The 24222-nt window shown below is 56.4% G+C and carries 20 protein-coding genes and 1 rRNA gene; 8 read left to right on the top strand and 13 right to left on the bottom strand.

Features of this window, described 5'->3' with window-relative positions; genetic code table 11:
• Window positions 1-1205 precede the first annotated feature (1205 nt).
• The 5 genes from Q354_RS0115010 to dksA form a co-directional block, all read right to left on the bottom strand.
• The gene (locus Q354_RS0115010; protein WP_027858326.1) at window positions 1206-2573 is read right to left on the bottom strand and encodes a sigma-54-dependent transcriptional regulator; all 1368 of its coding nucleotides are present in this window, start codon (window positions 2571-2573) and stop codon (window positions 1206-1208) included.
• Window positions 2570-5512 (bottom strand): sensor histidine kinase, encoded by a 2943-nt coding sequence (locus Q354_RS0115015; protein ID WP_027858327.1) that lies wholly within the window; start codon window positions 5510-5512, stop codon window positions 2570-2572. Before Q354_RS0115015 ends, Q354_RS0115010 begins: the two co-directional genes overlap by 4 nt.
• A complete protein-coding gene (locus tag Q354_RS28290) occupies window positions 5505-5678 on the bottom strand; it encodes a hypothetical protein (protein WP_027858328.1) in 174 nt (57 codons plus the stop codon). Before Q354_RS28290 ends, Q354_RS0115015 begins: the two co-directional genes overlap by 8 nt.
• 7 nt (window positions 5679-5685) lie before the next feature.
• A complete protein-coding gene (gene gluQRS, locus Q354_RS0115025) occupies window positions 5686-6582 on the bottom strand; it encodes a tRNA glutamyl-Q(34) synthetase GluQRS (RefSeq protein WP_027858329.1) in 897 nt (298 codons plus the stop codon).
• 62 nt (window positions 6583-6644) lie between these two features.
• The gene (gene dksA, locus Q354_RS0115030) at window positions 6645-7073 is read right to left on the bottom strand and encodes an RNA polymerase-binding protein DksA (protein WP_027858330.1); all 429 of its coding nucleotides are present in this window, start codon (window positions 7071-7073) and stop codon (window positions 6645-6647) included.
• Window positions 7074-7411: 338 nt separating this feature from the next.
• On the opposite strand from dksA, the gene sfsA reads away from it, so the two are divergent.
• The gene (gene sfsA / locus Q354_RS25965; protein WP_036230072.1) at window positions 7412-8119 is read left to right on the top strand and encodes a DNA/RNA nuclease SfsA; all 708 of its coding nucleotides are present in this window, start codon (window positions 7412-7414) and stop codon (window positions 8117-8119) included.
• 22 nt (window positions 8120-8141) lie between these two features.
• Here sfsA and Q354_RS0115040 read toward each other — a convergent pair whose 3' ends face one another.
• Window positions 8142-8480 carry a Rieske (2Fe-2S) protein gene (locus tag Q354_RS0115040; RefSeq protein ID WP_027858331.1) on the bottom strand — a complete coding sequence of 113 codons (339 nt, stop codon included), beginning with the start codon at window positions 8478-8480 and terminating at the stop codon, window positions 8142-8144.
• A 62-nt stretch (window positions 8481-8542) separates the two neighbouring features.
• Window positions 8543-10063, bottom strand: coding sequence for a bifunctional aminoglycoside phosphotransferase/ATP-binding protein (locus Q354_RS0115045; protein ID WP_027858332.1), 1521 nt, complete (start codon window positions 10061-10063; stop codon window positions 8543-8545).
• Between the two features lie 193 nt (window positions 10064-10256).
• On the opposite strand from Q354_RS0115045, the gene mrcB reads away from it, so the two are divergent.
• On the top strand, window positions 10257-12563 hold the full coding sequence (mrcB, locus tag Q354_RS0115050; RefSeq protein WP_245601058.1) for a penicillin-binding protein 1B: 2307 nt from the start codon (window positions 10257-10259) through the stop codon (window positions 12561-12563).
• A 2-nt stretch (window positions 12564-12565) separates the two neighbouring features.
• On the top strand, window positions 12566-13186 hold the full coding sequence (locus Q354_RS27490; protein WP_051560178.1) for a tetratricopeptide repeat protein: 621 nt from the start codon (window positions 12566-12568) through the stop codon (window positions 13184-13186).
• Window positions 13187-13269: 83 nt separating this feature from the next.
• Here Q354_RS27490 and Q354_RS27495 read toward each other — a convergent pair whose 3' ends face one another.
• The 4 genes from Q354_RS27495 to Q354_RS0115075 are packed head-to-tail and all read right to left on the bottom strand — an operon-like array spanning window position 13270 to window position 17494.
• Window positions 13270-13845: a hypothetical protein gene (locus tag Q354_RS27495; RefSeq protein WP_051560179.1), complete on the bottom strand. Its 576-nt coding sequence runs from the start codon at window positions 13843-13845 to the stop codon at window positions 13270-13272.
• On the bottom strand, window positions 13842-15125 hold the full coding sequence (hemL, locus tag Q354_RS0115065; protein ID WP_027858334.1) for a glutamate-1-semialdehyde 2,1-aminomutase: 1284 nt from the start codon (window positions 15123-15125) through the stop codon (window positions 13842-13844). Before hemL ends, Q354_RS27495 begins: the two co-directional genes overlap by 4 nt.
• 9 nt (window positions 15126-15134) lie before the next feature.
• Window positions 15135-15779 (bottom strand): thiamine phosphate synthase, encoded by a 645-nt coding sequence (gene thiE / locus Q354_RS0115070; RefSeq protein WP_027858335.1) that lies wholly within the window; start codon window positions 15777-15779, stop codon window positions 15135-15137.
• Window positions 15776-17494 (bottom strand): chloride channel protein, encoded by a 1719-nt coding sequence (locus tag Q354_RS0115075; protein ID WP_027858336.1) that lies wholly within the window; start codon window positions 17492-17494, stop codon window positions 15776-15778. Before Q354_RS0115075 ends, thiE begins: the two co-directional genes overlap by 4 nt.
• Before the next feature lie 93 nt (window positions 17495-17587).
• Between Q354_RS0115075 and argC the strand changes: the two genes are divergently transcribed.
• The 3 genes from argC to Q354_RS25980 all read left to right on the top strand — a co-directional run bounded on the left by argC (window position 17588) and on the right by Q354_RS25980 (window position 19527).
• On the top strand, window positions 17588-18622 hold the full coding sequence (gene argC, locus Q354_RS0115080) for an N-acetyl-gamma-glutamyl-phosphate reductase (RefSeq protein ID WP_027858337.1): 1035 nt from the start codon (window positions 17588-17590) through the stop codon (window positions 18620-18622).
• A gap of 67 nt (window positions 18623-18689) precedes the next feature.
• Entirely contained in the window at window positions 18690-19040 is a 351-nt protein-coding gene (gene erpA / locus Q354_RS0115085; RefSeq protein ID WP_027858338.1) for an iron-sulfur cluster insertion protein ErpA, read from the top strand.
• Between the two features lie 40 nt (window positions 19041-19080).
• Window positions 19081-19527, top strand: a complete 447-nt coding sequence (locus tag Q354_RS25980) for a DsrE family protein (RefSeq protein WP_051560180.1) — start codon at window positions 19081-19083, stop codon at window positions 19525-19527.
• Window positions 19528-19564: 37 nt separating this feature from the next.
• Here the strand turns inward: Q354_RS25980 and Q354_RS0115095 are convergent, their stop codons facing one another.
• Together Q354_RS0115095 and Q354_RS0115100 are read right to left on the bottom strand one after the other, a co-directional pair.
• Window positions 19565-20677 carry an anhydro-N-acetylmuramic acid kinase gene (locus Q354_RS0115095; RefSeq protein WP_027858339.1) on the bottom strand — a complete coding sequence of 371 codons (1113 nt, stop codon included), beginning with the start codon at window positions 20675-20677 and terminating at the stop codon, window positions 19565-19567.
• Window positions 20670-22118: an OapA family protein gene (locus Q354_RS0115100; RefSeq protein WP_027858340.1), complete on the bottom strand. Its 1449-nt coding sequence runs from the start codon at window positions 22116-22118 to the stop codon at window positions 20670-20672. The genes Q354_RS0115095 and Q354_RS0115100 overlap by 8 nt, the downstream gene beginning before the upstream one ends.
• Before the next feature lie 181 nt (window positions 22119-22299).
• On the opposite strand from Q354_RS0115100, the gene tyrS reads away from it, so the two are divergent.
• Entirely contained in the window at window positions 22300-23598 is a 1299-nt protein-coding gene (gene tyrS, locus Q354_RS0115105; protein WP_027858341.1) for a tyrosine--tRNA ligase, read from the top strand.
• A 493-nt stretch (window positions 23599-24091) separates the two neighbouring features.
• Window positions 24092-24222: ribosomal RNA gene (locus tag Q354_RS0115110) — 16S ribosomal RNA — on the top strand; the annotation flags it as partial.

Below are 24222 nucleotides of genomic sequence, written 5' to 3' on the forward strand. Positions count from 1 at the left end.
AAGCAGGAAGCAGGAAGCAGGAAGCAGGAAGCAGGAAGCAGGAAGCAGGAAGCAGGAAGGATGGTTGCTGATCGCCACTCAGACAACAACGCTATTACTTAGCTTGTTGTTATTGGTTCTAAGAGCACTGAATGGGACCGTCGCGGCTGTTCAGCGATCAGCTTAAGCCTCATTGTTATTTTTGTTCGAGGCGTGGTGTCTGCTCAGTTCGCTTCCAATTGTTATTTTTATTGGCGGAATGACTGACGACTATCTTTTCCTTGTTATACATAGAGTAATGCGTGATTTGTGCCAGTTTTGTTAAGATGTTGATATATAAGTATATTTTAATTTTTGGCTGGTTTTATGACCGCTGTATATGACGTATTTGTTACCTCAGGCGCACTTTTGCCGCTCGGCCTGGGTAACAAGGTAACAGCCTGTGCAGGTTATATAACGGTAGTGGGATGTCAGATGGCTGTCGTGAACTCTGCAGTTAGGCTAACAGGCCTCGCCTATCGGAGTAAGTATAGTCAGAAATTAGCTAACCTGAACGGTGCGCATGCATATACGGGCGGGTGGATCGGTGATGTTGCAACAGAAGAGCCTGTGATGCCGGAGCAGTGACCGGTCATGGCTGAGATATTGAGATTCAAGCGAGGTGGAAGTGACTAATCGATACGGCGTTGGGGAAGGACGTAAGCTGATCGCATCTCAGGTTCAACGTTACACTTAGCTTATTTTTATTTTTCTAAGAGTATTGTCAGGACCGTCGACGCTGGTCTACGACCAGCTTCTATAAGCCTCATTGTTATTTTTGTTCGAGGCATCTGGATCTGCTCTGCTTGCAACCTGTTTTTATTTTTATTGATGGAGCTGCGAGCGATCATCTTTTTCCTTGTTGTTGCCCGTATACAATGCGGACTTTGTGCCAGTTTTTTTAACTTATTGTTAAGTAAGGTAAAAATTATTTTTGGGTGGCGCGGATAGCATTGTGAGGGGCGTTTTTGTTACTTCAATAAACACTGTTCGCACAGGGGGTGGGTAGAGGGGTAACGTCCGGTTACAGCGTTCGGCGCAGCGCACAGCCATAACGGCAGCCAGCGCTAGGATCCGGAGGCTGGGCCTATCTGGCGAGAGCCTGCGTTGATAGTTCAGTGAGGGAGGGTAACGGATAGAAAACGGATATCGGGGGCGATACCCGTTTTTCCTGAGGTGGGGAGCTGTTACTTCTTCTGGCGTGGAATACCCAGCTTCTGGCGGCGTTCCCAAAGGCATTTGCGACTAACCCCAAGCTTGCGGGCCAGCTCTGTTTCGCTCATCTGATCCTGATTTTCCAGCACGAAGCGCTGGAAGTAGTCATCGAGTGAGAGGCCTGTCTGGCGCGCATTGCTGTTACGGCCTTCTGTCACCTGGCCATTGTAACGCTCTTCTATGCGGGTCAGTTCACTAACCTCCAGGTCCAGCCCCAGGAGGTCGGTCTCTATCAGGCTGCCCTCGGCCAGAATGACTGCGCGCTCGATGGCATTTTCCAGTTCGCGGACATTGCCGGGCCAGTGATAGTGGCGCATGGTGTAGAGCGCCGCCTGGCTGAATTCAAGCGCTTCTGCATTGAGGCGCTTGCAGGATTTTTTCAGCAGGCGCTGGGCAATCTCGATAATGTCATCTTCGCGATCCCGCAGGGGCGGCATCTTCAGTTCCATTACATAGAGGCGGTAATAGAGGTCTTCGCGGAATTCGCCTTTCTTTGCCAGCGCCTTGAGGTTTCGGTGCGTGGCTGCAATCAGGCGCACATCGACCTGCTTCGGTTGCACCGATCCGACGCGACGGATCTCACCTTCCTGCAGGAAACGCAGCAGACGGGCCTGAGCCTCCATCGGCAATTCACCAATCTCATCGAGGAACAGAGTGCCGCCATCCGCGGCCTCTATCAGCCCACTGCGGCTGGTGCTTGCACCGGTAAAAGCGCCTTTTTCATGACCAAACAGTTCGGATTCGATCAGTGTTTCCGGAATGGCGGCACAGTTGACGGAGATCATCGGTGCGTTCGCGCGCTGGCTCTGTTCGTGAATGGCCCGGGCGGCAAGCTCCTTACCGGTTCCCGACTCACCCTGAATCAATACCGTGGCATCGGTACGGGCAACCTTACTGATACGCTTGAACAACTCCTGCATGGCCGTACAGGAGCCGATAATTTCTGTCTGGCCGGAAGTATCTGCACTTTCCTGAACGGAGGCAGAGGTCTGGCGATGATTCAGGATATTATCAACGGAAGCCAGCATCTCTTCATGGTCGAAGGGTTTGGCGATATAGTCGACGGCACCCAGCTTCATCGCATCGACGGCAGAACGCAGGCTGGCATAGCTGGTCATGATCAGGACCGGGACAGATTCAACCATCGTAATCAGGTCGGTACCTGGCGCACCAGGCAGGCGCAGGTCGCTGATAATCAGGTTAAACTCTTCCAGCTGGAAGTTCTCAGTGGCCTCGGCCACTGAACCGGCATCTTCTATCTGATAGCCGTTCTTCTCCAGCAGTCTGCGCAGTGCAGAGCGTATTATGGTTTCATCTTCAACAATCAGAATTCGGCTCATACGGTTCTACCTATATCCGGCGTACCCATATCGCTGCCATCACCGGGTGACAGTCTCGGTAGGGTGATTACCACTTGAGTGCCTTTATTCTGTTTGTTTTTGGCGGGGCTGAATATTTCAATACTACCATAATGTTCCTGGATTATGTTGTAGACGAGCGGCAATCCAAGGCCGGTTCCCTTGCCTGGATCCTTAGTGGTGAAGAACGGTTCAAACAGCCGGTCCTGCAGTTCTGCCGGGATGCCGCTGCCTTCATCGGTGATGTTGATAACCACCGTTTCACCGTTACTCAATGCTTCGACCCAGATCCTGCCGCTTTCTTCTGAGGCATCTGAGGCGTTATTCAGCAGGTTCACGAACACCTGCAGCAGTTGCTGAGTATCGCCAATAACCACCAGGTCTTCCTGAACCCGATTCAGATACTGCTGATATTTGCCGCGGCTGTCCAGTGACACCAGATGAACAGCTTCCTCAATACACTGATGCAGGGATACCGGTTCCTGAGCCGTTTGCAGATCGACGGTTCCGGTACGGGCAAAACGCACCAGTGACTGCACGATACGGCTGATCCGTTTGGTCTGGTCGACAATCTGATCACCGGTTTCGAGAATATATTCGTTGTCCGTCTCAAGCTTCAGATTCTGCGCCAGGCAGGCGATGCCGGTTACCGGATTTCCGATTTCGTGCGCGACGCCGGCTGCAAAACGACCGATGGAAGCGAGACGCTCGCTGTGCGCCAGCCTGTTCTGCAACAGCAGTGGCTCGGTCTCGTCTTCCAGCAGCAGTACCATGCCACTCTCCCGTTTTTCGGTCAGCTGGGCCTTATGCAATCCGAACCAGCGCGGCTGACCGGCGACGGTGATCTGGGTGCCGGGCTCATGGTCATAATTGGCTTCGGCAAACTCACCCAGCAGGGTGCCCCAGGGTTCCGGCAGGTCGGCCAGCGTAGTGCCGGTCGCATCGGCTGAACAGAGTCCGGTGAAGTGCTCCATCTCCGCATTCCAGAGCAGGATGCCGCGATCGGAATCCAGCGTACAGACGCCTACCGGGAGTTTCTGCAACGTCAGGCGGTGGTAGCGGCGAAGCTCATCCAGTTCGGCGGCCAGGCCGGTCATGCGTACCTGATAGGTCTCCAGCTGATCCTCCATCAGGTGAACATCACGGGCCTTGAAGCCGACAGGATCGACCGGGTGATCCAGTGGCTCGAGCAGCGAGGCGGCCTCGATCGGTCCCAGCAGACCTGATAGGTTGTGTTCAAGCTGGTTGCGCAGCCGCAGCAGGTCGACGGGACGCAGCAGTGCCTGATCCATACCGAGGGTATCCATCGCACTCTGTACCTCCCGCTGGGCGGCTTCCCGTCCCAGACGCGGGCGCAGCAGTTTCTGGAAGTCTTCCACCCGGTTGGTACGCAGTGACTGGGTTACCGGGCGTTGCAGGGCATTGAGCAGGCAGGCACTGGCAGCGCGTTCCTCGTCGGGCGTCTGATCGACCAGCAGCGAGATGGCGACCAGTGAAAGTGCATTCAGCATCAGGGACAGGACGGCGGTCTGGTCCCAGTCGCTCTGTTCCAGCTGGAAGGGTTCCTGAGTAATGCCCAGCAGCAGAGGTGACAGCATAGTGCCGAGCCAGACGCCCATGCCCAGCAGCATGCCGGTGATCAGGCCCCAGCGATTGGCCCTGGGCCAGAATAGCGTCACCAGCAGTGCCGGCAGGAACTGCAGGAAGGCGACCACGGCGATAATCCCCAGCAGGTGCAGGTCATAGCCGCTGCCAATCAGGCGATAGAACAGGTAGCTGGTAAACAGCAGGGCGACGATAAGGATACGACGTAGCCAGAGCAGCCAGGCGTAGAACCGGGTGGTGCCCGGGCGCGGAATCAGCGGCAGGATAATATGGTTCTGCAGCATCGATGCCATCGATACGCTGGCGACAATCATGATGCCGCTGGCAGCCGACAGGCCGCCGATAAAGGCGAGAATGGCGAGCCACTCGGAATCCAGCTGCAGGCCCAGGTAGAGCATGGTGAACTGGGCGTCACCTCCGGCCCCCAGGCTGTGGGCGGCCCACAGGATGGGAGGGACCGCCAGGGCAAGGATCAGCAGGTAGAGCGGCATCGCCCAGGTGGCTTTATAGATGGTCTCGTCGGCGGCGTTTTCGGTGAACATCAGGTGGAACATATGCGGCATAACGATCGCGGCGGTGAAGAAACTCAGCAGCAGGGTACGCCAGGTGCCGCTGTCCATCGGTGTATTCAGGGTTTGTTGAATCGCCGGATTAGAGGCCAGCCAGGAACTCAGGTCGGCAGGGCCGCCGAGGATATACCAGAAGGCATAGATGCCGATGGCACTGAGCGCCACCAGCTTGATGACAGATTCCACCGCCATCGCCACCACCAGACCGGAATGCTGGGTACGCGGCGAAGCATGGCGGGCACCAAACAGAATGGCAAACAGGGCCAGCACCGAGCAGAACACCAGCGCAATCTGATCGGCGCTGAAGCGGCCATTGAGGATATGGACCGCATCCGCCACCGCCTGGATCTGGATCGAGATCATCGGCAGGGTGGCCAGTACCGTGAACAGGGTGGTCAGGACCCCGATGCTGGCGCTACGAAAGCGGAAGGCCAGCAGGTCGGCCAGCGAATTCAGCTGGTAGGTACGGGCGATTCGCAGTATCGGGATCAGCAGGGCCGGGCCGAGAATAAAGGTTGCCACCGCACCGAGGTAGGAGGCGAGGAAGGTGTAGCCCGATTCAGAAGCCAGGGCAAAGGCGCCGTAGAAGGTCCAGACGCTGGCGTAAACCCCGATCGACAACACATGAGTCAATGGATGTCGTACCAGGCGCGCCGGCAGAGCTCCCTTTTCGGTCAGATAGGCGGTGCCAAACAGGAAGGCCAGGTAGGTGACCCCGATAATAAACAGTTCGGGTACGCTAAACATTGCGACCTCTCCTTCTGTCGACTGCAAAGGCGGCGATCACCAGCAGTATCCAGGCCAGAAAAGGCTTATACCAGGGCCCTTCCAGCTGCTGCCACCAATCGATAATCAGCGGCAGGATGATATAGAGCCCGGGAATAAGCAGAAGCAAGACGCGGTGAAAGTACATCCGGAGGCTAGCCTTTCCAGAGTTGGTGTTTTAACGCGGGGATCTTGTCCCGCTGCCAGTGCTGGCGCGCCCAGTCGATAACCTCTTCTACAGTGCCGTCGGTCAGCTCCCGGATGGGCTGCTGACCGAGGAAGTCCAGTGCATCAATCAACTGGGGGATCGGGCTGCTGCAGTCCAGGGCGTGGGCATAGGTTTGCTTGCTAAGCTTCTGGCCTGCGCTGTTGCTGGCAACCGGAATATGGGCGTAGGCCGGATGGGGGTAGCCGAGAAGGTGTTGCAGGCGTAACTGACGATGGGTTTCATCCAGCAGGTCGCTGCCCCGCACCACATGGCTGATCCCCTGCAGGTAATCGTCCACCACAACCGCCAGCTGATAGGCAAACAGTCCATCCTTGCGGAAGATGACGAAGTCTCCAATTTCACGCATGGCCAGCGCCTGAGGCCCCTGAATCAGGTCATCAAAGCGACTGATATGGCTGAGTGGGCCGCAGTCTGCCCGTACGGCTGCGGGGGCCTGTGGTTTGTCCTGCTGCCGGTTGTCTGGCTGGGTACAGAAGCGGTCATATATCGCTGAGCCGCTGCGCAGTTGCAGCTGCTTGCGCGAGCATCCGCAGGGGTAAGCGTCGCCCTGATCGATCAGCTGATCGAGTACCTGGCGGAAAATATTCAGCCGCTGGCTCTGGAAGGTGACTTCGCCATCCCAGTGCAGGCCAAAGGTTTCCATAATGGCGGGGAAGCGCTGCTTTACGCCGGGCTGTTCGCGCGGCGGATCCAGATCCTCGATACGAAGCAGCCAGCGACCCTGATGGGCACGGGCGTCCAGGTAGCTGGCCAGTGCGGCCAGCAGTGAGCCAAAGTGCAGCTCACCTGTCGGAGAGGGGGCGAAACGTCCGGTGTATGGCACGGAAAAGTGTTCAGCGGGTTAGCGGAGTCGGCTGCCTGATGGAAGCCGACGATCCGAGAACATCAGCCGCCGGTCTGCTTTTCTTTAATCTCAGCGAGCGTTTTGCAGTCGATGCACAGTGTCGCTGTAGGACGGGCCTCCAGACGACGGATACCGATCTCAATGCCGCAGGCATCGCAGTAACCGTAATCTTCCTCGTCGATACGTTCCAGCGCTTCGTTGATCTTTTTGATCAGCTTGCGCTCACGATCGCGGGTACGCAGTTCCAGGCTGAATTCCTCTTCCTGGCTGGCGCGGTCGCTGGGATCAGCGAAGTTAGTCGCCTCCTCCTGCAGATGGTGGATGGTACTGTCGACCTCCTCCATCAGTTCACGCTTCCATTCGTTCAGAATAGCGCGGAAGTGGTCTTCCTGTTTCTCGTTCATGTACTCCTCACCCTCTACAATCGGGTAAGGCTCAAAATGCGAGAACTGAGTATTGTTATTTGGCATAAGCGCTGCCTCACTCATTCATTCCAATTCGCTACAGATAGCTTTACTGCTACCGCTTTTTATCAGCACATGTGTTCTGAAAGGCAGCAGAAGTTACCAGAAGCCCCAACATTACACCAGCCCTGATTTGTCTAAATGCCGAGTGAACAACCTGTTAATACTTAGGTCTAGTTCAGTAGTCAGCGCTTGTAAACCTGATCACCTCACTGGCTTTAAGGCTGGGAAGCGGTATCCTGACAGCGTTTTATGGGAAAAAAGTGACAATGACAGACATTCTTAGGAAAGAGTTTTTCAGTCTGTCTGTTTTGTACAGCGTGCCGTAGGAGGCAGTAATCCGGATGTTGTTACAGGATCTGATTGAGGGGCGTCTGGTCAGGCGTTACAAGCGTTTTCTGGCGGATGTGGAGCTGGCAGATGGCGAATTGGTGACGGCTCACTGTCCCAACACCGGCTCGATGAAAAACTGTGCCGAGCCGGGCAGTCGGGTCTGGCTGTCCCGCTCAGATAACCCGAAACGTAAGTACCCACTCAGCTGGGAGCTGGTGGAAATTCAGGGTCGCCATCGTTGCTGTATTAATACCGGGCGGGCCAATGCGCTGGTCCGCGAGGCGATCGAGCAGGGGGTGATCAGCGAGCTGCAGGGCTATGACCGTATCCGGCAGGAGGTGAAATACGGAGAAAACAGCCGTATCGACCTGCTGTTGCAGCACGAAGGGAAAGCGGACACTTATATTGAGGTCAAGAACCTGACCCTGCTGAACGAGGGCGATGAAGGCAGCTTTCCGGACGCAGTGACTGCGCGAGGTACCAAGCACCTGAATGAGCTGATGGCGATGGTGGCCGAAGGTCACCGCGCGGTGATGCTGTTCTGTGTTCCCCATGAGGGGATTGGCCGGGCACGGCCTGCGGATGAGATAGACCCGCTTTACGGACAGACCCTGCGTCAGGCTGTCAGGGAGGGCGTGGAAGTACTCGCTTACCGGGCAGCCTTTGAAGATGGCGCTGTTTACCTGCGCGACCGTTTGCCGGTTGATCTCTCTACCTGAGCAGGGCAGGGCTGCCTCCGGCCTACTTCTGAGTCATGGCGCCGGGCAGCTCTATATAGACCTGATCGGCTTCTATGCGGTGAGGAATCGTATCCAGCCGGTCGCCGATACAAGGCCCGGCGATACATTCACCGTCCTCGATCCGGAACAGGGCGCCGTGCGTCGAACACTGGATAAAGTTCTTGTCGAAATCGAGGAACTGGTCAGGCATCCACTCCAGCGGGATGCTGCGGTGCGGACAGTTGTTGTGGTACACATACAGCTCGCCCCGGTGCTTTACGGCGACCAGTTTCTGTTCATTGATTTCGAAACCCCGGGCTTCGCCGTCGGTGATCTCATCCAGACTGCACAATAGGGTCATAGTTTATCTCTCTGCCCTTCAGGGACTTCTAGCTACTTGGTTAATCAGATATGGGGGCGGACTCAGTCGATCAGCTGTTCCTGCTGCAAGCGGTTAGTCAGATGCAGTACCGCTTCATCATCATCGGTATTGATGCGAATAGTGTAATCCAGCTCATCTTCCGTCAGTGGCTGCAGGTGACCGAGCTGCTGGTGCATGATGCCGACATCGGCGTCGGAGGCATCAGTCCCTTCATTCAGCCGTCGCCGCAGGCGTGCCTCAATCAGCTTTTGCTCGCATTCACAGCTGATAATGCGGATCGGCAGGCCGAACTCCTGGCTGAGGTCGAAATAGCTCTGCCTGGCCCGCTGACGGATAAAAGTGGCGTCCATCACCACCGAGTAGCCGGAATGCAGCAGGATACGGGCGATCTCACAGAGGCGGTTGTAGGTGCGGGCGTTCATCTCCCGGCCGTACAGGTCCAGCTGTTCACCTTTCAGGCTCAGTTCCCGGTAGATCCGTTTGCGTTCCACGTCGGAGCGGATGCGGATTGCCCCGGTGGCATCGATCATCTGCTGGCTGAGGTAGCTCTTTCCGCTGCCGGAAACGCCGTGCATCAGGTAGATGGTGGGCTGTTGCGGTTCGGCATAGCGACTGGTCAGCGCCAGGTAACGTTGCAAGGTGGCATGGTCGGGCGCTTCGCCCAGCATCGCTACTTTAGCCCGTACCATGGAACGGTAGGACTTGTAGAGGTTGAGCAGGCGCAGCGACTCGTAATCGCCGCTCAGCTCCAGATAGCGGTTGAGGCAGCGGTTGGCCCAGCGGAACTGGTCGTTGGCTTCCAGGTCCATCAGTAGGAAGGCCAGATCGCTGATGGTGTCGATCCAGCGAAACTGCAGGTTAAACTCGATACAGTCGAACAGTCGCAGTTCATCGTTGAAAAGCGTGATGTTCGCCAGATGCAGGTCTCCGTGGCACTCGCGGACTTTGCCATCGCGCTTACGCTGGATGATCAGCTCTCTCAGCTCGTCGAACTGTGCGGTGGTATGCGCCGCCAGATGCTGCAGGGTATCTCGCGCCGCTTCGTCGCTGACGGTTTGCTCCAGATGCAGGAAGTTATCCCACATCACTCCCCAGATGGTGTCCGGCTCGCCCCAGGCGCTGTCGGCCGCAACCCGTGGAATCCGGTCATGGAAATCGGCGATCTGTTCTGCCAAGGTATCAATCCAGCTCTCTTCAAACCGCTTTGCCTGCAGTAGCAGGTCCAGGCGTCTGGCCGGGTCAAACTGGGTCATTTTGACGGCGTATTCAAGCGGCGCTTCATCACTGCCGACCAGCGGAGTCTCTGTTGTGCCGCTGATGGGGATGACTTCGAGATAGATATCCGGTGCCAGGCGCTGGTTTAGGCGTAATTCTTCTTCGCAGAAGTGTTTACGCTTTTCCAGCGAGGTGAAGTCCAGAAAGCCGAAATCCACCGGCTTTTTGATCTTGTAGGCGATATCACCCGTTAACAGCAGCCAGGAAATATGGGTCTCTATCACCTCTATCTGCTGGCAGGGGTGAGGGAAAAAATCGGCGTTTGTTAAGGAGTGAATCAGCGTCATAGAGAGCCCGCGTTAGCCTGTTTGGAGACGGCATTATACGCACAGCGCGATAAAAAGCGCAGGTGGAGAATAATATTTGACCACTGCGACAGGTTTTTGCCCACCGGTATCAGCTGTAACAGCAAATCTCTATAATGGCCGGATGGCTAAACAAAGAGCAACATCCAAGAAAAAAACCACAAAGCAGGCAGTCGTGAAGCGCAGCTGGACGCGTCGGTTACTGGTGCTGTTTTTTAAGTTAACGCTGGTGGTGGCCGTATTATCTGCCGGTGTTCTGGTTTATTTAGACGCCCAGATCCGGCTGAAGTTTGAAGGTAAGCGCTGGGCGCTGCCGGCGAAGGTGTATGCCCGTCCGCTGGAGCTTTATCCGGGAGCGCTGCTCAGTCGTGATCAGTTGAAACAGGAGCTGAAAGGGCTGGGCTATCGTTTCGTGCGCCGGGCCAGTGAACCGGGAACGGTGGAGTGGGCCTCCAGCCGTGCGCGCCTCTATACCCGCGGCTTCAGCTTTCCGGACGGCACTGAAGCTTCACGTCGCATCCTGTTGCAGTTCAGTGGTAACCGGGTTGCCAGTATTCGTGATGATCAGGGGCAAAGTGTGCCGATTCTGCGGCTGGAGCCGATTCTGGTGGGCGGCATCTATCCCAAGGATAACGAAGACCGTGACCTGATCCGGCTGGATCAGGCGCCACATTACCTGGCCGAAGCGCTGGTGGCGGTGGAAGACCGCGACTTCTACCAGCATCATGGGGTTTCACCACGTGGTATTGCCCGTGCCATGGTGGTAAACCTGAAGGCCGGACGCTTTGTGCAGGGCGGCAGCACCCTGACCCAGCAGCTGGTGAAGAATTTCTATCTCAGTTCGGAACGCACCCTGGCGCGAAAGCTCACCGAGATTCCAATGGCGGTGTTGCTGGATCTGCACTACGGCAAGGATGAGATCCTTGAGGCCTATCTAAACGAGGTGTATCTGGGGCAGTCCGGCAGCCGGGCGGTACACGGTTTCGGCCTGGCCAGTCAGTATTATTTTGCCCAGCCGATCGGCGAGTTGAAGCTGCATCAGGTGGCGCTGCTGGCCGGGCTGGTAAAAGGCCCGTCTTTCTATGATCCACGCAGACATCCGCAACGGGCAAAAGAGCGCCGGGATCTGGTATTAAAAGTGTTGCATGAGCAGGGCGCGATCAACAATGCCCAGATGATCCGGGCGATGAAGCAACCGCTTGGGGTGGTGAAGCAGCGCAGCCTGCATAAAGGGGGTTATCCCGCCTATCTGGATCTGGTGAAGCGCCAGCTGCGTGAAGAGTACCCGGAAGAGGCCCTGAGTTCCGAAGGCCTGCAGGTGTTTACCAGTCTCGATCCGGTAGTACAGGCCCGGGCTTCGGCCGCACTACAGACAACCAGCTCTCAGCTGGAGAAGCGTTTCGGTGCAAAGCTGGCGAAGAAAAAGCTCCAGAGTGCCATGGTGGTAACCGATCCCCAGACCGGAGAGATCCTGGCGCTGGTGGGAGGTCGCAACTCGCGCTATCAGGGCTTTAACCGGGCGCTGGATGCCCGGCGGCCGATTGGTTCACTGGTGAAACCGGCAGTCTACCTGGCGGCACTGGAAAACGGCTTCACCCTGGCCAGCCTGATCGAAGATGCGCCATTGCGGGTAACCCTGGACGATGGCTCGCTGTGGCAGCCGCGTAACTTTGACCGTAAGAGCCATGGCGAAATTGCCCTGCACCGGGCGCTGGCCAACTCCTACAACCAGAGCACGGCCTGGCTGGGGATGACCGTCGGCGTCGACAGTGTGGTGGATACCCTGATGCGCCTGGGGCTGAAAGAGAAGCCCAAGCCCTATCCTTCGTTGTTGCTGGGGGCTGAATCGCTGTCTCCGTTCTCAGTGGCGACGATCTACCAGACCATCGCTGCCAATGGTTTTAATATCCCGATGCGGGCCATCCGCCTGGTCACGACAGCAGAGGGGGAGGAGTTATCCCGCTACCCGCTGCAGGTAACACAGAGTATCGATGCGCGCTCGGTGCACCTGATTCAGTACGCGATGCAGGAAGTTGTCCGTGAGGGCACCGCACGGTATGTTTACCAGCGCCTGCCGGCAGATCTGAATGTGGCGGGTAAGACCGGCACCAGTAATGATCAGCGCGATAGCTGGTTTGCCGGCTTTGCCGGTAACCGCATGGCGGTGGTATGGATGGGACTGGACGATAACGGCAAGCTGCCTTTTACCGGCAGCGGTGGCGCTCTGCGGGCCTGGACCGATTTTATGGTGCGTGAACAGCCGGATCCGTTTATTGCCACTCAGCCCGACGGTATTGAGTATCAGTGGATCGATGAAGCTTCCGGATATCTGGCCGGCCCACGTTGTGAGGGGGCCCGCCAGATACCCTTTATGACCGGCTCAGAGCCGCTGGAGCAGTTGCCCTGCGCTCAGGAGCCCGATATTGGTGAAACCCTGCGTCAGCCACTGGACTGGTTTAAGCGCTGGTTCCGACAGGAGTGATTGTGAATAAAGTGAAATGGCTTATCGCCGCATCCGGACTGCTGTTACTCACCGGCTGTGCGGCAAATAATACCGTTAAGGTACCGATTGAAGACCGCAGTGAGACCCGGGCCAGAGAGCAGCAGCTGACATTGCCGGTTCCGGGACTCGATCAGGCAGAGCCGGCAGAGGGGGTGACCGTCGTGCCGCTGGATACCCCCGTGGTACGAACCCGGCCGGAGGCCAGGACCCAGCCTGACAGGCCACAGCAGGCTAATACCCGCAGCTGGGGTAACACGCCGACGGCTGTCGCGCCCTCTAAAATGAGCCCGGCGGTACTGGCGTTACTGGATAATGCTGATCTTGACCGGCGTCGGGGTAACTACCAGTCTGCGGAGAATACTCTGGGACGGGCGCAGCGTATTGCGCCGCGGGAACCCGAGGTCTATTACCGTATGGCCCAGGTCCGGCAGAAGAAACGCCTCTGGCAACAGGCGGAGCAACTGGCCCTGCGCGGTGTTGCCCTGGCGCAGGGGCAGGGTGCAATGCTGAAGCGTCTGTGGCTGCTGATCGCCGATATCCGGCTGGATGCGGGTGATCAGACGGGAGCGCAAAAAGCGCGGCTGAAGGCGAATCGCTACTGAGTCGTGATGCTGTGCGCAGGAAATAAAAAAGCGGCCTGCCCCGTCCGGGGCAGGCCGCTTTTCTTTAGCGCCTGTCAGCTGCTTTAGCTGCGCTGAAACAGCGGGAGTGTAAACAGCAGGCAGCCAGCCAGGGCTATATTGGCCAGTGCCGGCGCACTCATCTCCGGCATTAAGCTGTTATTGCCAAACAGCAAGCTGGAGGCCGCCAGGCAAGCCGCTACAGCGATGCCTGCCAGCTGCTTCTGCGGCATGCGCAGGGCTGCCACGACGATCGTCAGCACGGCTGCTGCTGCCAACAGCTGGGCATAGCGATCACCCACTTCACTGCGCCGGCACAGCTCAAACAATGCGAACAGCGCCAACAGGCCACGGCCCCAGCCTGCGCGGGACCAGTTCTGTTGCCATGCCTGTGCCAGCAGTGCCGCGGCCAGTAATGGCACGGCGGCGAAGTAGGCCAGGTTATCCAGCATGCGCTGCAGGGTCTGCTGATCGACAGAGTCGGTCGTAACCAGGCCCGTTGCGGCTGCCGCTGCGATAAAGCAGGCCGAAACACTGAGGACAAAAGCATTGCTGTTATCCTGCTCAGCTGCCTTGTAATGGCGCCCTGCGGTAAACAGGGCGCTGGCAACCAGTACCAGCTGGGTGGCCAGAATCATCATTTCAGTTCAGAGAAAACCTGATCGGCAGCGGCGATGGTCGCTTCGATATCAGCCTGGCTATGCGCGGCAGACATAAAGCTGGCTTCGTAGGCGGACGGTGCCAGGTAGATACCCTGCTGCAACATGCCGTGGAAGAAACGGCCGAAGCGTTCTGTATCGCACCGGGTGGCTTCGGCGAAGCTGGTGACCTGCTCCTGTTCGGTGAAGAACAGGCCGAACATGCCACCGACACGGGAAGTGGTGAACGGGATGCCGTGCGCCATTGCGACGGCCTGCAGGCCTTCGGTCAGGAATTCCACCTTGGCGGAGAGTTGCTCGTAGAAGCCCGGCTCAGAGATTGCGTTCAGCATGGTCAGGCCTGCGGCCATCGCCAGCGGGTTACCGGACAGGGTGCCGGCCTGGTACACAGGACCCAGTGGCGCAATGTGCTCCATGATCTCGCGCTTACCGCCGAAGGCACCTACCGGCAGACCGCCGCCGATCACCTTACCCAGAGTGGTCAGGTCAGGTTTAACGTTATACACCGACTGGGCGCTACCCAGGGCAACACGGAAACCGGTCATTACCTCATCAAAGATCAGTACGGTGCCGTGTTCGTCGCAGACCTCGCGCAGGCCTTCCAGGAAACCCGGTACCGGCGGAATGCAGTTCATGTTGCCAGCGACTGGCTCAATGATAATGCAGGCGATCTGGTCACCCACTTCAGCAAATGTCTGACGGACATTGTCGATATCATTGAAGTTCAGGGTGATAGTGTGCTCGGCCAGTGCCGCCGGAACGCCCGGAGAGCTTGGCTCGCCCAGCGTCAGCATGCCGGAACCGGCTTTCACCAGCAGCGAGTCGGAGTGACCGTGGTAGCAGCCTTCAAACTTAACGATCTTGTCGCGACCGGTGTAACCACGGGCCAGGCGGATAGCGCTCATGGTCGCTTCAGTACCGGAGTTGACCATCCGCACCAGTTCGATCGACGGCATGATCTCGCAGACCTTATTGGCCATCTCGATCTCGATCTCTGTCGGCGCGCCAAAGCCCAGACCGTTGTCCAGCGAGCTCTTGACCGCGTCGACGACGGCTGGCGCGCAATGACCGAGGATCATCGGTCCCCAGGAGCCGACATAATCCACGTAGCTTTTGCCGTCGGCGTCATAGATGTAAGCGCCCTTGCCACGCTCGAAGAAGATCGGCGTGCCGCCCACCCCTTTAAACGCACGGACCGGTGAGTTAACACCGCCCGGGATTGATTGCTGGGCCTGCTGGAACAGAGTTTCGGAACGGGACATGATGACCTCTCACTCCATGGAATCGATTGGAAAAAGTTGTTGGAACGCCCGGGCGCGTTGCGGGATGTCCTCTGCGGCAAACAGCGCGTGGATCACGGCAACCATATCGGCTCCGGCGTCAATTAGCTGGTGGGCATTATCCACGGTAATGCCACCAATCGCCACCACTGGCAGATCAAGCTGCCGGCGGGCTTCGGCCAGCAATGAATGTGATGCAGGTTTGGCATCCGGCTTGGTTTTTGACGGGAAAAAAGCACCGAAGGCAACGTAGTCCGCTCCTTCGGATATGGCCTGTCTGGCCAGTGCCAGTGAGTCGTGGCAGGTGACGCCGATAACCGCATGCGCTCCCAGTGTATTTCTTGCCCGCGCTATCGAACCGTCGCTCTGACCGAGGTGGACACCATCGGCACAGCAGGCCAGTGCCAGGTCGGTATCGTCATTGATCAGCAGAAGAGCGTCGTAGCGCTGGCACAGGGTTTTCAGGGCGCTGGCCTGGCGCAGCCGCTTGTCGCTATCCGTCGACTTATCCCGGTACTGCAGGATCTTCATCCCCCCCCGAAGGGCCGATTCCACCTGAGTCAGCATCTGCTGGTCGTCGGGCATCAGTTTGCTGTCGGTGATGCCGTAGAGGCCACTTAAACTGAATTGGCTCATGATGTTTGTTTCCGGTAGTAGTTATGTTCCAGCTGCTCGCGGGTCAGGACACCAATAGTCTGCCCTTGATTACTCAGAACCAGTACGGCATCGAAGCCGTGGTCGTTCATCTGGTCCAGCGCCTCTTTCAGGGTGGCGCGGAAGGATATCGGGCTGAGGTCGCGGCGGCGGGCCGGTATCTCCAGCAGGTCGATGTTGTCCTGTTCAGTCTGATCGATAAAGAGCTTCAGGTCATCCGGTTCCAGCAGGCTGTGCTGGCCTTCATTTTCGATGACGATCCAGTCCGGCTGTTCCGCCAGCAGGGTTGTGGTTACGTTTGTCTCCAGCAGCGGATTACAGCAGAGGATATTGGTGCTCATCATACTGCCGACGGCGGAGCGGGAGAGGGCCTGAGTCAGGGCGTCGTGCTGATAATCCAGTCCCTGGGCGCGCAGGTTGGAGATAAAGATGGAGGGCATGCCAAACAGCTGCCGCACCGTGAGGTTGCTGATTACGATTGCCAGCATCGCCGGCAGGATGATATTGGGATTGCCGGTCAGCTCCAACAGGGCGATAAGAGCCGCCAGCGGGGCGTTTAGCACTGCGCCCATCATTGCCCCCATGCCCAGCATGGCATACATGCCACTGTCTGCGGCGGAGACCGGTGCCAGCTGGTGGCCGATCAGGCCGATAATTGCCCCGGCGATGGCGCCGATAAACAGTGCCGGGCCGATCAGGCCGGCAGGAATGCCCAGTCCCAGCACCAGCGGCGTCAGCATCCATTTGGCGATAAACAGGCCGCATAGCAGGCCGAGCCCGATCTGGCCATTCAGCACCTGATCCAGCGTATCGTAGCCAATCCCCATTACCTGTGGATAGTACTGCGCCACTGCACCGGTGAGTACGCCTGCCAGTAGCAGCCGTATGCCCAGGGGCCAGTGTGCTATGCGGGCGGGCTGACGTGCCAGCAGATTGAAGCCTGCGGCGCTGAAACCGATCAGCAGTCCCAGCAGCATCACCCAGGGAAGTTCTGCCAGCGATTGCAGCTGCATCGCCGGGACGCTGATGGCGAAGTGAGGGCCGACGATTGCACGCATAGTGATATCGGCGGATACGGCGGCGACAATCACCGGGGTGAAGCCAACCACGGTGTATTCCAGCATCACCACTTCCATGGCGAAGATGATCCCCGCCAGCGGGGTGTTGAACGCGGCCGCAATCGCCGCGGCGGTACCGCAACCGACCAGTATCCGGATGGAATTGTTCGGCAGCTGCAGGTGCTGGCCGATCAGGCTGCTGCAACCGGCTCCCAGGTGGATGGCCGGTCCCTCGCGGCCGACCGGGTGGCCACTGAGCAAGGCGATACTGGCCGCGAAGAACTGCACCACGATATTACGACCGGGGAGGTTGCCCTGGTGATAGCTCATCCTGTCCAGTACATGGACCACACCGACTCGCCGGCTTTCGGGCGCAAGCCTGCTCAGCAGGGCAAACAGCAGCAGGCTGCCGCTGACCGGCAATGCAAAACGTGCCCAGCCCGGCAGGGATTCGAAGCCTTCAGCGTTGCCGGAAGGCAGCCAGCATGACAGAGGCAGCTCAATAATCAGGCGGAAAAGCACCATGACCAGACCGGTGGCGATACCTGAGAGTATGCCGATGATTACCAGCTGGGGGAGTGCGTCTATATGTGTGAGTCGGTTCCGGAACTGCTCCAGCGATATAAAATCCTTGATCATTGGCCCTGCAGCTAGATAAGAAGATGAATGGCTATTGTGGTTACCGCTTTGTATCATACGGTAACAGTTTTCATGCATTGATGAGAGGTTGATGTGATCAAGGTAGGTATTGTTGGCGGTACAGGTTACACCGGCGTAGAGCTGCTGCGGATTCTTGCAAACCACCCACAGGCAAAGGTTGAGGTGATTACCTCCCGATCCGAAGAGGGGGTAAAGGTCGCGGACATGTACCCTAACCTGCGAGGTCACCACGACATTGCGTTTACCGTACCGGATGTCGACCGACTGGCGACCTGTGATGTGGTGTTCTTTGCCACGCCGCACGGTGTGGCGATGAGCATGGCGCCGGAGCTGCTGGAGCGCGGCGTTAAAGTGATCGATCTGGGGGCTGATTTCCGGATTCGTGATCTGGAAACCTGGTCTAAGTGGTATGGCATGGAACATACCGCAGCCGATACAGCGGCTAAGGCGGTGTATGGTCTGCCTGAGGTTTACCGTGAGCAGATCAAGGATGCTCAGCTGATCGCCTGTCCGGGCTGTTATCCGACCGCTACCCAGCTTGGTTTCCTGCCGCTGATCGAAAACAAACTGATCGATCACCGTCGCCTGATTGCCGATTGTAAGTCCGGTGTCAGTGGCGCAGGCCGCGGTGCTAATGTAGGTGCGCTGCTGTGTGAAGCCAGTGAGAGCATGACCGCCTATGCTGTGCCGGGGCATCGCCACCTGCCGGAAATTCGTCAGGGATTGTCCGATGCGGCTGAACGCCCGATCGGCCTGACATTTGTGCCGCATCTGACGCCGATGATCCGGGGTATACACTCCACGCTGTACGGTATCCTCAAGGATCCGGTGGAGCATGACCTGCAGAAGCTATTTGAAGAGCGCTATGCTGATGAGCCGTTTGTCGATGTGATGCCTGCTGGTTCACATCCTCAGACCCGCAGCGTCAAAGGTGCCAATGTCTGTCGTATCAGTGTGCACCGTCCGCAGAATGAAGACACCGTAGTTGTACTGTCGGTGATCGACAACCTGGTGAAGGGGGCCGCCGGTCAGGCAGTGCAGAATATGAATATAATGATGGGGCTGGAAGAGGCTGCCGGTCTGAATCAGGTTGGACTTATGCCGTAAGGATTACTTGACTAATTTACTTGGTTAAGTTGATAATCAGCGCCTGATTTAATGGGTGATACTATCTATGAACGAAATGGCTGATCATAACCCGGCACTGGTTTTTACAGATGCTGCGGCAAATAAGGTCAAAACACTGATCGAAGAAGAGGAAAACGACAGCCTTAAGCTGCGCGTTTTCATCACCGGTGGTGGTTGTGCCGGTTTCTCCTACGGTTTTACCTTTGACGAAGCGATAGCGGAAGATGATACTGCGGTAGAGCGCAATGGCGTGACGCTGGTGGTTGATCCGATGAGTTTCCAGTATCTGGAAGGTGCTGAAGTCGATTACAAGGAAGGCCTGCAGGGTTCACAGTTTGTGATCAATAACCCTAACGCCACGACAACCTGTGGTTGCGGTTCTTCCTTCTCAATCTGATTCAGGGGCTTGCCCCTGATCGATTCTGTGGAGGGTTTGAATGCGAAAGTGTTTATCAACGCTGATTCTGACGGCGGCAGCCACCAGTTGCCCGGTTCAGGCCGCTCCACAGCAGCCGGTCTTCGGTGGCGGCGACAAGTTCGTCGCCGAGATTACGGCTCATTCCCCGCAAGAGATCTCCGATCTGCTCAACCGTATAGAGATGCTGGTGGAGGCTAAAGGGAATTATGCCTACGAGCCGATCGCTTTTGTCCTGCATGGACAGGAAGCGAATCTGTTTCGTGCTGAGAACTACAGCCGCTATCGGGAGATCATCGATAAAGCGGCGCGGCTAGATGCATTCAAGGTGATCGATATCCAGATCTGTGAAACCTGGATGAAGCTGAATAATGTCCAGCGCTCAGAGCTGCCTGCCTTTATTGATTCGGTGCCTTTCGGCCCGGCGCGTGAGCGCTGGTATCGCCGTCAGGGATACCAGTACTTCTGAACTCAGTCTATAACGAACGCGTACTACCTTTGTCAGATCAGGCGGGGTAGATGGCACCGAGTATGCGGTAATCGCAGGCTCCGGTCACTCCGGGTTCATTGCCGCTGAGGCTGTGCATCGTTCTGCTGGCCAGCCAGGCAAAGGCCGCCGCCTCAACCCAGTCGGGTGACAATCCTAATTCAGACGTGGTCGCGACTTTAGTTCCGGGCAGTAGTGCCCGTATGCGTCTCAGTAACTGGCTGTTATGGCTGCCGCCGCCGCACAGATAGATCTCCAGTGAATCCTGCTCTTGGCAGGTTCGGCGTATCTCATTCGCAGCACTTCGAGCAGTCAACTCCAGCAGTGTCGCCTGGATATCTTCCGCTTTCAGGCCGGAATGAGCGGCTGTTAACTGTTGTTGTAGCCACTTCAGATTGAACTGCTCCCGACCGGTGCTTTTAGGAGCTGGTGCTGAGAAGTAGGGCAGGGAGAGTAGCTCTGACAGCAGGCTGTTATCTACCTGTCCTGATGCGGCCCAACATCCGTCCCTGTCGTAGGCTTTTCCTGCATGCAGCCCTATCCAGGCATCCATCAATACATTGCCGGGACCGGTATCGTAACCCGTAACGGATTGCTCCGTATCGGCCGGTAGCCAGGTCAGGTTGGCCATACCGCCAATATTCAGGATGATCCGGTTGCGGCCCGGTTGGCTGAATAAAGCGCGATGAAAAGCCGGTACCAGCGGAGCGCCCTGGCCACCTGCCGCCATATCCCGGCGACGAAAATCAGCGACTGTCGTGATGCCGCAGTGTTCGGCAATCGTGTTGGGGTCGCCTATCTGTAGGGTGAATCCCGACTCAGGGCGGTGGCGGATGGTCTGGCCGTGGCTGCCAATTGCCCTGACCTGAGAAGAGGGGATAGCGCACTGTTCAAGAAGCTGTCGGGCTGCAGTTGCAAAGCAACGGCCCAGCGCCAGGTCAACTTCGCCCAGCAGATCGATTTCGTTATGACCCGGCTGTGTCAGCTTCAGTACCTGTGCCCGCAGTGAGTCCGGGATTGGTGCCGATGTATGCGCCAGTAGTTCGAATGCCGGTTGAAACCGGACGATAACCGCATCGATTGAGTCGAGACTGGTACCGGACATCAGGCCGATATAATAAGGCTTATTCATTTTCGGCCTGTGCCAGCTGGGTAGCGCTAAAGGTTTCGAGCTGCGCCATCAGTTTGCCGGCATTGGCTTTGAAGCGGCTACGCTCGGACTTGGCAACCGGTTGCGCTGTTGGCAGCTTAACGGTCATCGGATTCTTATGGACACCGTTTACACGGAACTCGTAGTGCAGATGCGGGCCGCTGGCCAGGCCTGTGCTGCCGACGTAGCCTATCACCTGACCCTGCTTGACCCGGCTGCCCTTGCGTAAGCCCTTCTTGAAGCGGGACATGTGGGCATAAAGGGTTGTGATGTTGCCACCATGCTGCAGAATGACAACGTTGCCGTAGCCACCTTTTTTACCGCGATGGATAATCTTACCGTCACCCGCCGCCTTGATTGGTGTGCCTGTGCGGGCAGCATAGTCGACCCCTTTATGCGCTCTGATGCGGTTCAGTACCGGGTGTTTGCGCTTAAGGTTAAAGCGTGAGCTGATACGGGCAAAATCCACAGGGGAGCGTAAGAAGGCCTTGCGCATACTGCGACCTTCAGGTGTGAAGTAGCTGGTATTGCTCTGGCTGTCCGTATAGCGCAGTGCGGTGTAGGTTTTGCCCTGATTCGTAAACTGAGCCGCAAGGATCCTGCCTTCGCTGATTTTCTCGCCATCCAGGTACAGCTCTTCATACATTACGTTGAATGAATCGCCTTTACGGATATCCAGTACGAAATCCACATCCCATGCGAAGATTGATGCCAGCTCCATGATTTTACGATTGGATAAGCCAGCATTTGCCGCGGAAAGAAAGAGTGAGTCTTCGATGGAGCCGTGAGCGTAGCGATGCTGAATATCGGGCTGGCGCTCGATGGCTTCAGAGCGATAGCCAGTGTCTGTGCGTGTCAGCAGGGTGCTTTTCAGTGGGGAGTGAATCAACCTGAGCTTTAGCAGTTTGCCTTCGCTATCCTTCAGGAAGGCCAGCTCCTGCCCCGGATAAATGCGATTAAACGTCTTATCACTGTTGGCAACGGCATAAACGGTGCCTACTCCCAGGCCTGCTTTCTCAAATACACCGGACAGTGTGTCGCCAGATCCTATGATGAAGCTTTCCCAGCTCTCGTCCGGCTGAATCTGGGAGGGCTCGTTGGAGCTCACGATTTCAGTCGGCAGGCTGGTGGTCTGCTCGACTTCTTCAGCGGCTGACTCTTCCGGTGTCGGGGCGGAGTCGGTCGGCAGCGATGGTGGTGTCGGCTCGATATGACGGATGACCGGTGTCAGCTCAATCTGAGCCTTGGGTAACGATAAAGTGCTTTCAACCGGCAATTGGATATTCTGAGTGCTACGTGTCGCTGATACTTCTTCGGACGGAAGCAGCACCAGAGTCAGCCCGATAATGGCAGCGCAAAGACTGGCTGCAATAAGATGTACTTTCGGGAAATTTCTGAGACGCTGCCTGGAGGTGTAAACCACGCGAGTGCTCCTGTAAATCTTTGTTAACTACATTAAGAAATTATGCCACTTTCTTGAACAGTTGTCGGCCAGAGTATTAATTTCCTGATACAGGCCGTTATGGCATTTGTTTACGCTCTAACCAGTCGTTAGAATAAGCCCCTTTTAAACGTCGATATCAGACTACTCAGAGACATAGAAAATGAGCGAAATGACACTGTTACAGGATCTGAAAGCCCGCGGCTTGGTCGCGCAGATGACCAGCGAAGAAGAACTGGAAAAGCATCTGGCTGAAGGCAGTGTCACGCTTTATTGTGGCTTTGATCCTACCGCCGACAGCCTGCACCTGGGGCATCTGGTGCCATTGCTAATGCTGAAGCGTTTTCAGGACTATGGTCATCGGCCGATTGCACTGGTTGGTGGTGCAACCGGCCTGATCGGTGATCCGAGCTTTAAAGCGCAGGAGCGTCAGCTGAATTCCGGTGAAGTCGTGGCCGAGTGGAGTAATTGCCTGAAGGGGCAGATCAGTCGCTTTATCGATTTTAATGATGAAAGCGGTGCTATCCTGGCGAACAACTACGACTGGACTTCCGGTATCGACACGCTCACCTTCCTGCGTGATATCGGTAAACACTTCACTGTTAATAAAATGATCGCTAAAGAGTCAGTAAAACAGCGTATCGAACGTGAAGATTCCGGTATCTCATTTACTGAGTTTACATACCAGATTCTGCAGTCTTTCGATTACCAGCAGCTGAATAAGGCTTACGGCTGTACTTTGCAGATCGGTGGTTCCGATCAGTGGGGTAACATTACAGGTGGTATTGATCTGACCCGTCGTATGAATGGCGCCCAGGCACACGGTATGACGCTGCCGCTGATTACCAAATCTGATGGCACCAAGTTTGGTAAGACCGAAGGTGGAGCCGTCTGGCTGGATGCGGCGAAGACCTCGCCATACGCTTTCTACCAGTTCTGGCTGAACACGCCGGATGCGGATGTTTACCGTTTCCTGAAGTACTTCACCTTCCTCAGCGTCGAAGAGATCGATGCGCTGGAAAAAGCAGATGCTGAACGTCAGGGGCGTCCGGAAGCTCAATCTGTGCTGGCGCGGGAAGTGACTCGCTTGGTACACGGTGATGATGGCCTGCTGGCCGCGCAGCGTATTACGGATGCATTGTTCTCTGGCGATCTATCTGACCTGTCGGAAACTGATTACGAGCAGCTGGGTCAGGATGGCCTGCCATCTTCCGAACTGGATGTTGCGGCTCTTGCGGAAACGCCAATGACTACACTGCTGAGCGATGCCGGTGTTGCCACTAACGGTAAGCAGGTAAAAGACGCACTGCAGCGTCAGGCCGTCATTGTTAATGGGAATGCCTGTGGTGTCGAAGACAATATGAAAGCGGCTGAGATCTTTGCTGCTGAGCGTGCGGTCTTTGGTCGTTTCTTTATGGTTAAGTTGGGTAAAAAGAAGCACCACCTGTTCAAGCTGGCCTGAGTGGCCGGAATTTGAACAAAAAAGGCGTCCAAATGGACGCCTTTTTTGTTTCCAGACGCTGGTTTCATATTTTTGTAATTTATTTACAAAAAGCCATTGACGCCCGCTGCAGGATCTATAGAATACGCCTCCACATTGAGACGCGGGGTCGCAAACGGCACCGGACAACGTCGCAGGACAGTCTTCTAACTTGTTGAAAGAAAAGAATTTTTCAATCAGGGTTCAGGAGGCGGGGAGAAAAACCAGCGCTGACAAGCTTGAAAAACTTCTCAGAAAAACGCTTGACTCTCCCGGTGAGGGCGCATAGAATATGCGCCTCACTTGAGCTGAACGGCTCAACGCTCTTTAACAAATTGATCAGATAATTCGTGTGGGCGCTTGTCCGGATGAAGCACAAAAGCTTTATCAAGATAAGCTAACCTAAGTGAATTCATTTAGTGTTTAACAGTCTTGAGACAAATTTAGACACTCTTTATTGAGTGTCGACCTTCTTAAATTGAAGAGTTTGATCATGGCTCAGATTGAACGCTGGCGGTAGGCTTAACACATGCAAGTCGAGCGGTAACAGAGATAGCTTGCTATCTGCTGACGAGCGGCGGACGGGTGAGTAACGCGTAGAAATCT

Source organism: Marinobacterium jannaschii DSM 6295, from assembly GCF_000620085.1.
Lineage (GTDB): Bacteria > Pseudomonadota > Gammaproteobacteria > Pseudomonadales > Balneatricaceae > Pontibacterium > Pontibacterium jannaschii.

Coding starts and splice junctions, on each gene's coding strand:
- Q354_RS0115010 (WP_027858326.1), bottom strand. CDS start 2,573: ATGAGCCGAATTCTGATTGTTGAAGATGAAACCATAATACGCTCTGCA.
- Q354_RS0115015 (WP_027858327.1), bottom strand. CDS start 5,512: ATGTTTAGCGTACCCGAACTGTTTATTATCGGGGTCACCTACCTGGCC.
- Q354_RS28290 (WP_027858328.1), bottom strand. CDS start 5,678: ATGTACTTTCACCGCGTCTTGCTTCTGCTTATTCCCGGGCTCTATATC.
- dksA (WP_027858330.1), bottom strand. CDS start 7,073: ATGCCAAATAACAATACTCAGTTCTCGCATTTTGAGCCTTACCCGATT.
- sfsA (WP_036230072.1), top strand. CDS start 7,412: ATGTTGTTACAGGATCTGATTGAGGGGCGTCTGGTCAGGCGTTACAAG.
- Q354_RS0115040 (WP_027858331.1), bottom strand. CDS start 8,480: ATGACCCTATTGTGCAGTCTGGATGAGATCACCGACGGCGAAGCCCGG.
- Q354_RS0115045 (WP_027858332.1), bottom strand. CDS start 10,063: ATGACGCTGATTCACTCCTTAACAAACGCCGATTTTTTCCCTCACCCC.
- Q354_RS27495 (WP_051560179.1), bottom strand. CDS start 13,845: ATGATGATTCTGGCCACCCAGCTGGTACTGGTTGCCAGCGCCCTGTTT.
- hemL (WP_027858334.1), bottom strand. CDS start 15,125: ATGTCCCGTTCCGAAACTCTGTTCCAGCAGGCCCAGCAATCAATCCCG.
- thiE (WP_027858335.1), bottom strand. CDS start 15,779: ATGAGCCAATTCAGTTTAAGTGGCCTCTACGGCATCACCGACAGCAAA.
- Q354_RS0115075 (WP_027858336.1), bottom strand. CDS start 17,494: ATGATCAAGGATTTTATATCGCTGGAGCAGTTCCGGAACCGACTCACA.
- erpA (WP_027858338.1), top strand. CDS start 18,690: ATGAACGAAATGGCTGATCATAACCCGGCACTGGTTTTTACAGATGCT.
- Q354_RS25980 (WP_051560180.1), top strand. CDS start 19,081: ATGCGAAAGTGTTTATCAACGCTGATTCTGACGGCGGCAGCCACCAGT.
- Q354_RS0115095 (WP_027858339.1), bottom strand. CDS start 20,677: ATGAATAAGCCTTATTATATCGGCCTGATGTCCGGTACCAGTCTCGAC.
- tyrS (WP_027858341.1), top strand. CDS start 22,300: ATGAGCGAAATGACACTGTTACAGGATCTGAAAGCCCGCGGCTTGGTC.